The organism is Allobosea sp. TND4EK4 (assembly GCF_900156025.1).
GTDB lineage: Bacteria > Pseudomonadota > Alphaproteobacteria > Rhizobiales > Beijerinckiaceae > Allobosea.
Genome location: NZ_FTMO01000023.1, coordinates 34936 through 47970, shown reverse-complemented (window position 1 = coordinate 47970; position 13035 = coordinate 34936). Strand labels below are relative to the sequence as shown.

11 protein-coding genes are annotated in these 13035 nt (G+C 63.4%); 6 read left to right on the top strand and 5 right to left on the bottom strand.

The genetic code is table 11. The features are described from left to right. Positions 1–238: 238 nt before the first annotated feature. The 4 genes from BW981_RS22760 (at position 239) to BW981_RS20095 (ending at position 4847) form a co-directional block, all read left to right on the top strand. Positions 239–871: a hypothetical protein gene (locus BW981_RS22760; protein ID WP_139333866.1), complete on the top strand. Its 633-nt coding sequence runs from the start codon at positions 239–241 to the stop codon at positions 869–871. A gap of 61 nt (positions 872–932) precedes the next feature. Next, positions 933–3176: a polysaccharide biosynthesis tyrosine autokinase gene (locus BW981_RS20105; RefSeq protein ID WP_076442450.1), complete on the top strand. Its 2244-nt coding sequence runs from the start codon at positions 933–935 to the stop codon at positions 3174–3176. A 91-nt stretch (positions 3177–3267) separates the two neighbouring features. After that, on the top strand, positions 3268–3948 hold the full coding sequence (locus BW981_RS20100; protein WP_139333865.1) for a hypothetical protein: 681 nt from the start codon (positions 3268–3270) through the stop codon (positions 3946–3948). A 20-nt stretch (positions 3949–3968) separates the two neighbouring features. Next, the gene (locus tag BW981_RS20095; protein WP_244560399.1) at positions 3969–4847 is read left to right on the top strand and encodes a metallophosphoesterase family protein; all 879 of its coding nucleotides are present in this window, start codon (positions 3969–3971) and stop codon (positions 4845–4847) included. Between the two features lie 81 nt (positions 4848–4928). Here BW981_RS20095 and BW981_RS20090 read toward each other — a convergent pair whose 3' ends face one another. Next, a complete protein-coding gene (locus BW981_RS20090) occupies positions 4929–5963 on the bottom strand; it encodes a glycosyltransferase family 4 protein (RefSeq protein ID WP_244560400.1) in 1035 nt (344 codons plus the stop codon). Between the two features lie 256 nt (positions 5964–6219). On the opposite strand from BW981_RS20090, the gene BW981_RS20085 reads away from it, so the two are divergent. Further along, a complete protein-coding gene (locus tag BW981_RS20085) occupies positions 6220–7362 on the top strand; it encodes an acyltransferase family protein (protein ID WP_083712519.1) in 1143 nt (380 codons plus the stop codon). Then, positions 7362–8699, top strand: coding sequence for an O-antigen ligase family protein (locus BW981_RS20080; protein ID WP_083712518.1), 1338 nt, complete (start codon positions 7362–7364; stop codon positions 8697–8699). Before BW981_RS20085 ends, BW981_RS20080 begins: the two co-directional genes overlap by 1 nt. Here BW981_RS20080 and BW981_RS20075 read toward each other — a convergent pair. The 4 genes from BW981_RS20075 to BW981_RS20060 form a co-directional block, all read right to left on the bottom strand. After that, on the bottom strand, positions 8696–9547 hold the full coding sequence (locus BW981_RS20075) for a DUF6036 family nucleotidyltransferase (RefSeq protein WP_076442440.1): 852 nt from the start codon (positions 9545–9547) through the stop codon (positions 8696–8698). The two genes, BW981_RS20080 and BW981_RS20075, sit on opposite strands and share 4 nt — an antisense overlap. Positions 9548–9551: 4 nt before the next feature. Continuing rightward, positions 9552–9911: a hypothetical protein gene (locus BW981_RS20070; RefSeq protein ID WP_076442438.1), complete on the bottom strand. Its 360-nt coding sequence runs from the start codon at positions 9909–9911 to the stop codon at positions 9552–9554. A gap of 196 nt (positions 9912–10107) precedes the next feature. Beyond that, on the bottom strand, positions 10108–11517 hold the full coding sequence (locus tag BW981_RS20065) for an oligosaccharide flippase family protein (RefSeq protein WP_083712517.1): 1410 nt from the start codon (positions 11515–11517) through the stop codon (positions 10108–10110). Between the two features lie 84 nt (positions 11518–11601). Further along, on the bottom strand, positions 11602–12843 hold the full coding sequence (locus tag BW981_RS20060; RefSeq protein ID WP_083712516.1) for a glycosyltransferase family 4 protein: 1242 nt from the start codon (positions 12841–12843) through the stop codon (positions 11602–11604). Positions 12844–13035: the final 192 nt, after the last annotated feature.

Below are 13035 nucleotides of genomic sequence, written 5' to 3'. Positions count from 1 at the left end.
ACGGCCACCCGCAAAGCGGCGTCGAAGATCTCATGCCGTGGCGCTTCCGGAAATCCTCAACCCCTAATCCATAGGGTGCTGGCGGGGCGCTTACGTTGCAGCGCAGCATGAAGCATCAGATCGGCGCATGGCTGGACAAAGCTTGAGCATCAAGATGCAACTCCATGATTAAAGACGTTCGGTTGCACCGAATAGACGCTTATGATACTGGAGAGAGCGGCTATTTGGAGATAAGCGTATGAGCGCGCGCAACGGGACGTTGGCGGCTGCGGCATTGGCTTTTGCGGCGACGTTCGGCAGTGCACAAGCCGCATGCGTGTCGCCATCTCCAGCCTCTCCGGCTGCGATCGAGGCTTTCAAGGCAAATCCGCAGGCGTTCCTGGCACGTTTCCCCGAGGCCGGCGGAGCGCTGGTTTCGGAGGTTCGGAATCTCGCCACCTCGGACGCCTCCGTTATCGCGGCACTCGCAGGGATGAGCCGCGGCAGCACGCCTGGACAGGCGGGAAGCATTGGAACGGGCCTCGCTCAAGCAGCAGCCATATGCGCTTCCCGCGAGCCGCAGACAGCGCAACTCATTCAGACCAGTGCGCTGGGCACAGACAGCGCGTCGCTGATCCTCGCCTTCCAGGCTGCTGCCGGCGATGTGCGCACGACGGCAGTGGGTGCGGGTGCTGGCGGTGCCGCGGGTGGCGGCGGCTCCCTGGGTGGAGCAGGACTTGGCCAGGGCGGCGGAAGCTCGGGCGGAGGCGGCGGGTTTACGCGAACCTCCGATTCCAGCACGGTTGCGGGCTCCGCTTTTTCTTTCAGCACCGGCTCCGGAATTGCGCCGACTCTCACAACACGACGGGCTGTGACTTCGGTCAGTCCATGAGTCTGCATCCGGCGCGATGGGGCGGCGAAGCGGCCCAGCGAAGAATGACGGATAGGGGCGCATGCTGACACGCAATCCGGACGCGTACGGAAAAGGCGATGCCGAATTCCGCGTCGATCCGATCCTGGCGTTGTTCGACATCGGCGCGGTCATCGGTACGCTGCGCCGGCAGTGGCCGCTGATCGCGGGTTCTGTCGCCCTGTTTCTGTTGCTCGGCGTCGGCTATCTTTTCACCGCCGCCCCGAAATTCACCGCGACGACCACGGTGATGATCGACGCGCGCAAGAACCAGTTGCTGCAGACGCAGCAGGTGGTAGGCGACCTGCAGATCGATGCCAGCGCGATCGAGAGCCAGACAGAGATCCTCAAATCGGAATCCGTGGCCCTGTCCGTCATCAAGGATCTCAAACTGACCTCGGATCCGGAATTCAACGGTCAGGGGGGCAAAGGGCTTGTCCGGACGGTCCTAGGCGCGCTCCTTCCCTCCGGCCCGCCGCCCTCCGACTATCACGTCGAGCGGCAGGCCATCGGCTATTTCCTGCGCAATTTGACGATCAAGCGTGTCGGAACCAGCTACGCGATCGACATCTCCTACACATCGTTGAATCCGGCTCGCGCCGCGGAAATCGCCAATGCCATCGCGGATGCGTACATGGTCGGCGAGCTCGATGCCAAATATCAGGCCACGAAGCGGGCAAGCCGCTGGCTTCAGGATCGGATGACCGAGCTCAGAACGCAGGCCAGCCAGGCCGATTCGGCGGTACAGGCGTTCAAGGCTGAGAACAACATCGTCGATACAGGCCGAGGCCTGATGAGCGACCAGCAACTGACCGATGTGAACACACAGATCGTGGCGTCCCGGGCTGCAACGGCGGAAGCCAAAGCCAGGCTCGACAGGATCGATCAGATCGCAGCCAGTGGCGTGCCGGACGCCACGGTCGCCGACGCTTTGAAGAACGACGTCATCACGCGGCTGCGGGCGCAGTTTCTCGATCTGTCGGCGCGTGAGGCGGACTGGTCAGCCCGTTATGGCAGCGCGCATACGGCAACGGTCAACCTCCGCAACCAGATGCGCGAGATTCAGCGTTCCATCGCAGACGAGGTCCGGCGGATCGCGCAGACCTATCGCAGCGACTACGAGATTGCGCGGGCAAGGGAAGCATCGCTCGACATGAGCCTGGCGTCTCTCGTCGGCCAGGCGACCTTGACTGGACAGGCCCAGATCAAGCTGCGCGACCTGGAGAGCACCTCGCAATCCTATCGCAATCTGTACGACAACTTCCTTCAGCGCTTCATGGAGGCGACGCAGCAGCAGACCTTCCCGATCAGCGAAGCGCGCGTCATCACCGCCGCCACCGAGCCGCTCTCGAAGAGCGCTCCGAAATCGGCGCTCGTGCTCGGCGGCAGCCTTGTCCTGGGCCTGTTGATGGGCTGCGGGGCAGCGATCGCGCGCGAGCGTCTCGACAACGTCATCCGAACTTCCGCCCAGGTGCAGCAGTATGCCGGGGTCGAATGCCTCGGCGTCACGCCGGACCTGCCCAAGACCGCCGTGTCGGCGGGCGAGGCCAAAGCCGATACCGCCAATCGCCGGCTGGCCCCGTCGCTCGGCCTGCTGCGTTACGTCGTCGATGCCCCCTTCGCGCGCTTTACCGAAACGCTGCGGAGCGCAAAGGTGGCGGTCGACATCAAGCTTTTCGAGCGGCCTTCGCGCATTGTCGGCGTCACCTCTGCGGTCCCCAACGAGGGCAAGACGACGATTTCCAGCAATATCGCCCAGTTGATCGCGCATACCGGCCAGCGGGCGATCATCCTCGATGGAGACCTTCGCAACCCGTCGCTGACCCGGGCGCTCACGCCGGATGCCACAGAGGGATTGATCGAGGTCCTCACCGGCAAGCGCAAGCTGGAAGAGGTTCTGTGGACGGACCCCGTCACGGGGCTGCATGTTCTGCCGGTCGTCGCGAAAGGCCGTATCAGCCATACCGCTGAGCTGATTTCCTCGCAGGCCATGGCTGATCTGTTGGCGCGGCTGCGAACCCAGTATGCCTATGTCATTGTGGACCTGCCGCCTGTCGCGCCCGTCGTGGACGTCAAGGCCGTCAGCCACCTGATCGACGGGTTCGTCCTGGTGATCGAATGGGGACGGACCCGCAAGGAGATGATCGAGGAAGTCGTGGGAAGCCACGAAGCCCTTCACTCCCGAGCCGTGGGAGCGATCCTCAACAAGGCCAATGCCACCATGCTGCGGCGTATCGAGAACTATAAAGGGCGATATTACCGCAATTACTACCATGAAGACGCCTAGGTCCCGGCTGGCCGAACGATACGCCAGGACTATCGGTGTGACTGTCGGATTGCTCGCGCTAGGCGCTGCCGCAGCTTCCCTTCCCGAGACCTTGCGCGCCTCGCCTTTCGCGGCTTTGTCCCCCCGGCTGATGATGAAGGAGCCTTTTCGCGAAGAGGCCCTCAGGGATTTTGCCGACCGGGCGGACACATTCCAGGCGGATCGCTGGTGCTCGGTTGCCGCCCTGCAGGGCGCCGCACTTCTGCGGGCCGTCTCAGCGGAGCGGGCATTGTCGGCCGGCGCCGCTGATGCCGACGCGGGGCTCGAAGCTCTAAAGCGCTCCGCCTCGTCCCTGCTGGGATGCTCACCAACGCTGGGCTTCGCGTGGTTTGCGCTGTACTGGGTCGAGGTCAATCGGTTTGGCCCGACCGAGCGGGCCCTGTCTTATCTTGAAATGTCCTATTCAACGGCCCCGCGTGAGGCTTGGACCGCTCTGATGCGCAACGAAGCGGCTACACGCGTCCTTGCACTGGTTTCCTCCCAGGTCAGAGCGGAGATCCTGGAGGAATGGCGCGATCTGCTGAAAGCCGGACTGTTCGACCATGCGTCGCGCGTGCTGGCCAGAGCCGATGTCGCCCGGCGCGAAACGTTGGTCGCCGCACTGACGGGACTCGATCCGGACACATTGAAATGGTTCCCTTCCTATCTGGGGCGTGTGGGCTTGGAACTCGAACTACCCGGAATCCGGGATGATCCGTCGGCCGAACGGGACCGCGCTCGCCGTTTTCGCTAGCCGCGGCGCATGGGACGGACATGAGCAGCAGAGCCTCCACGTTCTTTCGGCATCGCGCATCGTCCTCTGGCCGGTCGCCGATACCGGTGCGGCCAAGCCCGCCCGGCGCGATAAGCGCCTTCTACCGCCGCATGCGCGGGCGCCCGCCCGCCAATCGCCCAGCGGAAGGTCAGGCTGCTCCCGCAAGGCTGTTACAGCCGCGCATTCCGGAAGGCGAACGCATCTACGCTATTGGGGACATTCACGGTCGCGCCGACCTGCTCCGCCAGAAATTCGCGGCGATCGACGCTGACATCGCTGCGCGGCCGGCACAGCGGCCGACCACGATCCTGCTTGGAGACTACGTCGACAGGGGCCCGCAATCGCGCGATGTTCTCGAATTGATTTTGCAGCGGCGCCAGACCTCCAGGGTCGTTGCGCTGGCAGGCAATCACGAGGCGATCCTGCTCGGCTTCCTGAGCGATCCGAAAACCTACGCCGATTGGAAGCGGCTCGGCGGAGCCGAGACGCTGATGTCCTACGGTATCCTTCCACCGTCGGGCGACGATCCCAGTCGGTTCCCCGCTTTGGCGGAGGCTTTTCGTCGCGCGATGCCGGATGCGCATCTCGACTTCTTGAAAACGCTGCCGCTCACGCAGATCTGTGGCGACTTTCTCTTCGTTCATGCCGGCGTGCGCCCCGGGGTGCCGCTGGATCAACAGGTTTCGGACGATATCCTATGGATCCGGGACGAGTTTCTTACCCATGGCGATGACTTTGGAGCGATGATCGTGCACGGCCATTCGCGCGTCGTCCAACCGGAAATCCACGCCAATCGCATCAACATCGACACCGGTGCCTACATCACCAGCCGCCTGACATGCCTGGTGATCGACGAGAGCGAGTTGTCTTTCATCTGACGGCCCGCTGCCTTGAGCGCGACGCCGAAAGCGAACGTCGCGTGCAGGGACCATCGCCATCGCGCAAAAGCGGGCTGCGATCTAGCGATCTCGCGTGACGCTCTCGTACAGCTGCGCCAGTCTCGGCAGCGCGGCTTCAGCACTGTAATGAGTCACGATGCGCTGGCGGGCCGCCTGGCCGATCGCTTTCCGGGCCTCTTCGTCCCGGCAGAGATCGACGATGGAGGCACGAAGCGCATCGATGTCTCCCGGCTCGATCAAAAGTCCGTCGACGCCGTCGGTGATCGCTTCGGGCAGGCCGCCGACGCGCGTGGTGACCGTGGCAATGCCATATGACATCGCCTCGAGGACGCTCATCGGGAGGCCTTCATTATGGGATGGCAGGACATAGATGGCAGCCTTCGACAGGAGCGCATGCTTCTCCTGTGGTCCGACCCAACCCGCCATGCGAACGCTATCTCCCAGCCCGAGCTCGTCGATGAGCCTCGACGCCTCCTCGATGTCACCGTTTCCACCGATGGTCAGGTGCATCGCGGGGAAGTCCTGCCGCGCCTTGGCGAAGGCGCGCAGCAGGTCGAATGTGCCCTTTCGCGGTCCGACGAGTCCGAGGAACAGAATCTCAACGGGCGCCACGGCGGGCTTGGCTTCCGGACCGACCTCGACATAGTTCGGCACGACGGTGACCCTCGCCCCCGGTGCCACGTCCGCGACGAAGTCAGCCCAGCTGTCGGACAGCACAACGACATGGCTGGCGCGGGTCAGGACGCGGCCGATGAGCCGCCTGCGCCAGGAAGGCTGCTGGCTGTAGAACAGCTTCATCTCGGAGCCGTGCAGATGGAAGATCACCGGCACGCGAAAAGCCGCGGCGAGGCGCGCGATCATCGCCTTCCGCCAGAAACTTCCGCGGGCAGCGGCGTGAATATGCGCAAGACTGGCCCGGCCGGATACGAAAGCGCGCAGGCAGGCCGCCAGCGCCTGGAGGAAGATCAGCTGACGGCGGAGGAACCCCGCATCGCGATAGGTCTGTATGAAGCGCGTATCGGCATCGGTGAAGCCGCTCGCGGCGTAGTTCTCGACGACGGTGAGGATTCCGCCGCGGGCCGCCGGATGGATCATCAACCTCACGTGACCTTGCCTCCCAGCCTGTTACCGTGCCTGGGCAAAGGACGGCTCCGGAGCGCAGTGCACGCTGAACAGGCTGCACGCATTGGCCGCACCTGTCTGCCCGGCGCCAGACGAGGCTTGCACCCCCCGAACCTTACGTTATGGTGCGAAGCAACATCGCACGCAAGGTCGCCTGCCATCTCTGCTGGCATCGCGGCGCTGTCGACCTTCCTGCCCGCCTATGGCCGCGACCGGGACCTGAGATCACGTGCAGCCCACTCTGACGTCCGACAGGTCGAGCAGCGCGGAGAATGCAGCCTCTGTGGCGGCCCATCCCGCCACGCAGGCGGAAGGCGGCACCAGGCCAGGACGGCAGATCTTCACCGGCATCGAGCTCGGCCGCGGCGTGGCGGCGGCCCTCGTCGTGCTTCATCATGCCGGAAACATCGTCGCACAGCCGCGCTTTTTCGGGCACGAGGCCTTCGGCAGCCATCTGGAGCGCTTTCATGTCGGGGTGGATTTCTTCTTCGTCCTGAGCGGCTTCATCATCTGCTGGATGCATTTCGACGATCTCGGACGCAGGAATCGATTGGGAAACTATGCGCAGAAGCGCTTCCTGAGGATCTATCCGCCCTATTGGGGCATCCTCTTGCCGCTTATCGTCCTGTATCAGCTCTTTCCCGCAGCCGGCATTCCCAGCCAGCGGGACGCCGCAAACGTCGTCATGTCGACGCTTCTGCTGCCCTATCCCCTGCCACCCGTTCTCGGCGTCGCCTGGACCCTCGTCCACGAGATCTTCTTCTACGCCATCTTCGGCGCGATCATCGTCGCCGGACGCGCCGCCTTGTGGCTGCTGCCGCTATGGACGATCGGCATCGTCGCAGCACAGGCCATCGGCGACCTGCCCTTCGCACTCTCCTTCGTCCTCAGCCCTTATAACCTCCAGTTCGTCATGGGCGTCGCCGTTGCGCTGCTGCTGCGGCGCTGGCGCGTTCCGGCTCCGCCATGGCTGTTTTGCGCCGGGATCGCGGTCTTCATGACGGCGATGCTGCTGCCGACCCCGATGTCCACCCATCCCTTCTGGGGCCGCGTCGTCTTCGGCGCGGCGTCAGCGGCGATGCTGGCGGCCATTGTCGAACATGAGAGGAAGCGCCCCATCATCCTGCCGCCCATGCTGCGCCTCTTCGGCCGCGCGTCCTATGCCGTCTATCTCGTGCACCCGGTTGCGCTGTCCCTCGCCGTGCATGGCGCCAGCCGCTTGCGGCCGGATGTTCCGTTGGAGGTGGTGGTGGTTGCCCTCGCCAGCGTCGCGATCCTGGCCGGCATCGCCTATCATGTCGCCGTCGAGGGGCGGCTCGTGACCCTGTTCCGGCATCTGCTCCGGGCAGCCTCGCCGAGAGGTATGTCGTGATGCCCCGAACCACCGCGGCATCGACAGCCGCCGGTTCCATGCCTGCGTCGGCACGCAAGGCCGCCCCGGCGAGGTCGAGCCGGGACACCGTGGGCTCTCTGGAGCATGCTTTCCTGCTCTTCCTGATCGTCTTCCCGGCCATGGGGACGCTCGTCCTGCCCGCCTCTTCTTTCAGCGAAGGCGGAGCCCCCTCTCCGCTCGCCGCGTTCGATATCGGAAAGCTCACCTTCTATCCCAGCGCCGCTGGGCTCGCGATGCTCTGCTTCGCGCGCTACAAGCCTGTGCTTGCGACGGTGATCAAGGCCCTGCCGATATTCGCCTTCATCATCTGGGCATTCGTGACGTGCCTGTGGGCGCCTACACCGACGGCTGCCTTCAATACGACCGGCCGGGTGTTCGTCATCGTTCTCGGCGCAGCCTATATCAGCGCCCGGATGAAGCCCGCGGAGATCATCAGCCTCCTGACGCAAGCCTTCGCGATATCGATCACCATCTCGCTCATCTGCATCGTTGCGTTTCCGCGCATCGGGTACAACAGCACTCTGATGGGCTACGAAAGCGCTTGGCGCGGCGCCATGATGCAGAAGAATTTTTTGGGCGCCCTGATGAATTATGGCTTCATCGTAGCATACTACTCTAATTTCTGGAAAACAAACTATAAACATATTCGACTATATTTATTATTCATGTCTCCCATAATGTTGGTGATGTCGCAATCCGCAACGGCGATGATTGCGACGATAAGCACGGCAGCATTTGTCATTCTTTTGGCGATGGTGAACAATTCTTCCAGTAAATTCGAGAAACTCGCCAGCCTGTGGGTATTTTTTGCCACAATGACCGCGATTTGCGTCGGTCTGGTATTTTCGGAGGATATCTTCGCTTTGATCGGGCGATCCACGACGTTGACCGGCCGATCCGAAATCTGGCCGATGATCATCGAGCTCATCAAGGAGCGACCGATCATAGGTTACGGCCACGCCTTCTGGAACGCTGATTCCGCGATAAGAGCGAATCTATGGGCACGAGGTGGCTGGCTGATTGCGCACGCGCACAACGCCTATCTCGACATCTGGTTCCAGACTGGGCTTGTTGGCTTCTGCATCGCGTTGTTCTTCATTGTGAAAGGGCTTTTCGACCCTCTTGCAATGGCGGTGCGCGGCATGCCCCCCTTGGGATTCTTCTGGACGGCCTTGTTCTTCGCGACTTTCGCCAGAAGCTTCACGGAAACGCAGTGGATCGACCCCAATGGCGGGACGCTGTTCTGGACGACGCTGGCCTATATCGGGATGCAGAACGTGAAGAGAGAGATCCAGAGAAGAGGAGGCGCTTCCTAGGAGGCGTCTTCCCGCAACTCGACCCATCCCCTGCTGGGAGCGTCAAGATCCGGCCGCTTGCCGGGGCGGCCATCAGCTTCCCATCGCTCTACTTCTGCGAAATTGCGCAACCGCCACGCCTTCATGGCGAGATCCTTCGCTAATGCCGGATAGGTCAACAGCGTTCCCTGCTTTTGCGCATCGGCCGGCTCTTCCCGGTCTCCCCACTGGATTCTGACGGAGCCGTCATCCTCTCCAGGGCCGATCCTCGAGATGGCGAGGATCTCATGAATCGTGGCCACCGTTCCAGGCCGGCCGGTAAAGCGCTCCATCTCGTCGAGGCGACGCTCCAGTTCATGGCGAGGTATGTCGCTCGTGAGAGCCGACGGCACGCGGTCTATGCGGCCGTGCATCGTAGAAGCGTCGATTACCCCGTTGCGGACTCCGGCAGCGAGCCAGGTTTGGTCCTTGTCCCGCCAGGCGATCATCTTGGCGATCGCGATGTCGTTGAGGTCAGGTACGATAGCGACCACATCGGGGCATCCCGTCCCATGATATTCCAAGGTTCGGGATGGCCAGTCGAAAGGCATCTTGCTCGTTGTGGGGCTGACGCCATCGATGTGGCATCGGTTCACATCGGCGAACACGGTCCCCTCACCCAGGAAAGCGGAAAGATCTTCCGACACCGCTTCGATATCCTCGGCGTCCGGCGCGTAGATGTCGATCTCGTTCGTCATCAGCATGACGGCCGGGATGTTCTTGGCGCGAACAAGGACCGCGGCCGAGCCGACGAGCACGAAACGGTTCTGCTTGGAGCGATGGGCCGCCGCCTTCAGGAGGAGGTCGAGTTTTGCCCGATTCATCGCCATGACGTCAGCTGTCCGAACCGTAGACGACGAGGCCTAGGACCTCCTGCCGGCGACGTTCAGCGATACAGGCGACGATCTCGGCTTCATCGAGGACGATGCCAGGAGGCATCGTGTCGCGCGCCAGTTCGCCATCTTCGTCGAGAGCAGTGATGCGCTGCACGACGGCGTCAGCCCCCTGCGCGAGGATGTCGTCCCAGACGCGAATGGTGAGCGCATCGCCCGGATCATCGCGCCAGGCATCGAGGTGGCGCCTGAGATGCAAGAGCGTGCTCGGGTCATTCTGGATCCGCCGCGCCGCGAGGTTCGCTTTGAGCCAGGACATGTGCTTGTTGCGGTCCCAGAACCGCAAGGGCATCTGCGTCATGGATGGAAGCAAGAATTCTCTCCCAGCGATCTGATTTTCGGCAGCGGTCGAGGCCGCTCCACCTTAAGTCCTTATACCACAGTTCGGCTCAACCGCGTGGTTTGGTGTGGCTGCCATGTGCCTGCCCGTAGGAGCTTTATCGGGGTCCCTGCAATCGGCGTGCAACGGCATCGCGAAAAGCGGCGCGATGCTGCTGTCAATCTTTCCGTAGCTGCCGGTAATACGATGCTAGCCGGCGCAGCGAGATCGGAGCGAGCAGGGCTGCGAAGGGCATGGCCACGGTCCAGAGCCCCAGTTGCTGCCAGAAGAGCCCGATCGCCGCTGCGCCCCCCCACACGGCGGCCAGGCGATAGTCCGGCGACCCGATTTCACGGGCGAGCGCCATGTGAACGGCGCCATAAGCGAGGATCGCGGCGATCTCGCCCATCCCGTAGCCGATCATGCCGTAGCGCGGGACCGCGAGATAAGCCACGGAGGCGAAGAGCGCGACATGGATCGCGAATGCGACGGCCAGCGCCTTGTTGCGGTTAAGGACAGAAAGCGCCGCCGAATGCATGTTGAACGGGGCCGCCGCGAGATAACCGACCGCAAGATACGGATAGACATCCATCACGGGCGCCCAGCGTGCCCCGAAGACCAGCGGCACGAGCACGCCACCCGTCCAACCGAACCCCAGCAGGATCGCGCCGACGGCCAGCACCTGCAGTTCCATGCCTTCCGTCACGGCCCTGCGCAGCTTGGCCGCGTCCTGCTGGAAGCGTCCGAGCATTGAGACGGACAGGCGCCACGCGATGGTCTTCACGATGCTGAGCATCTCCAGCAGGCCGATGGCCATGCCGATCAGACCGACGGCCTGTGCGCCGAGGGCCGGGCCGACGATCATCGGGTTCAGCAGCATGCGAAGCTGCCAGATCCAGTTCGCGGCAGAGAACGACACGGCGTATCGCAACATCTGCCGGGCGACAGACCGGTCGAAGGCAAAGCGTTGCCAGCCTCGCGTCGCGACATGGCTGAGCACGAGGACGATCGCGTTCTGGACGATCAGGGAGATGGCCAGCGCCTCCGGCCGGGCCTGGAACCACACAAGCAGCAGCGCGACGGCGTAGTAGCAAGCCTGTCCGACGATCTCGATCAGCGCGATCGGCTTGTAGTTCAGCGCCCTCTCGAGCCGCACATTGGCCGGGATGGTGAGCAGTTGCAGAGGCAGCGCAAAAGCGATGATGGCGGCCACGCTCTCGAACCCATCCACCCCCATCCAATGACCGAAGGCGCGCCGGCCCAACTCGATCGCGGCGAACAGGATGATGGCGAGGCCGGCGAGGAGGACATACATCGTCCCGTAGGCCGCCTCCCCGACCTCGCCCTGCATCCTCAGCAGATAGACGCCGATGCCGGCGGAGCCGAGTGCGATCGCGTACTGGTAGAGAGCGAAGGCCGCCACATAGGCGCCATAGGCCGATGGCCCGAGCGCGCGGGTTATCAGCAGCACGCCGATGAGCTTCAGGCAGACCGAGAGGACCTGTCGGCCCATCAGGTAGGCGCCGCCGGTCAGGACGACCCGGCGCAGGCTCGACGGGGCTGCGGAAGGGTTCTCGGGAGCAGTCAAGACAAAGCCTTATCAGGATATCGGCCGCAGAACACACTGCCGAACGTTTCGGCTCCTGCGAAAGCCGGCGCGCCCGTCATGCCCTCAGGCGTTGTTCAGCACATCGACGCGCCATGGCTTCGGAGCAAGCCGCTCATAGGCCCCGACGAAGCGCTGTGCCTCGCGACTCCAGTCGAAACGGGCATCCGCCAGAGCTTTCGCTTCCAGGCCTTTACGAGCGCGCAGCGCGTCGTCGTCGATCAAGGTTGCGCAGGCTCGCGCGAGACCGTCGCTGGTCGCGTCCTCGGCATAGGTCCCGGCCTCGCCCAGCAGCCGGCGGGTCTCCGTCAGGGCGTAGGACACCGGGGGGATCCCCAGTGCCGAATACTCGAACACCTTGTTCATGCTGATCTTGTCATTGTACTCGTTCACCGGGTCGGGAATGACGCCGATGTCGAAGCTGCTCATCGCCGCCAGCAGCGCGTCCCCCCTGAGATAGCCGGTGAAGGTGATGCGGTCCTCGACCTCGAGCTGGCGGGCGAGCTCGCGCACGCTGGCGAGGGCCGGCCCGTCGCCGACGATCACGGCGCGGATGTCCTCGCGGCCCTCGACTTTGGACAGCCGATGCATGCAGCGGATGAGATGATCGACCCCGTCCTGATCGCCGATAATGCCGATATAACCGAGCACCACGCGCGCGCCGGCGCGCAGGGCCTCATCCTGCGGGACACGACGGATGCGCGATCTGTCCGGAACGCTGTAGACGGTGACGACATCGCCGGGAGCCTTGCCGCCGCGCTCGATCGCCAGCTGGCGATAGGTCTCGTTGGCGCTGATCACCAGGTCGGCTGAGCGAAAGCTGCTCCGCTCCGCGAGAAGCAGGAGGCGGTTGAGCAGCCCGCGCCCGCCGAATTTTGCTTCGAAGAGCTCCGGGCAGACATCGTGATGATCGAACACGAACTTCTTGCCGAAGAGCTTGAACGGAGCCGCGACGAGAAAGATCAGGTCCGGCGGATTGCAGGCCTGGATGACGTCGAACCCTCTGCGCATTCGGATCTTGAGCAGCAGCCGCAGCTGGTGGAACAGCGCAGCGCTGTACTCCAGCAGGAAGCCGAGCTTGCCGCGCGCCTCGGTCGGCAGCGAGTGACGAAAGATTTCGATGCCGTCGATCTCGACGAAGCTTTCGGGATACTGCGCCGTCCGCGGACAGATCACCGACACCAGCCAGCCCGCATCGCGAAGCGCCAGCGCTTCCTGCCACACACGCCGGTCGAACGGCACTGGCAGGTTCTCGACGATGATCACGCAAGACCGGGTATTCCCGACCGCGTCACGGTCCACGCTCATGGCGTCTCGTTCCTAACCGTTGCGTCATCACGGCCCTGCCGCAGAAGAAGGAGGCTTATCGCCGGCCTTCCAACGCGAAACAGAAGACGAAATGATCAAAACCTTCGCCTGACCCGTCTACAGATGCTCGTCTGAAATGCTGAAGCCCGACACGCACACACTTTTCCGAGGAGCCTTTTCAAGGGGCGCTCG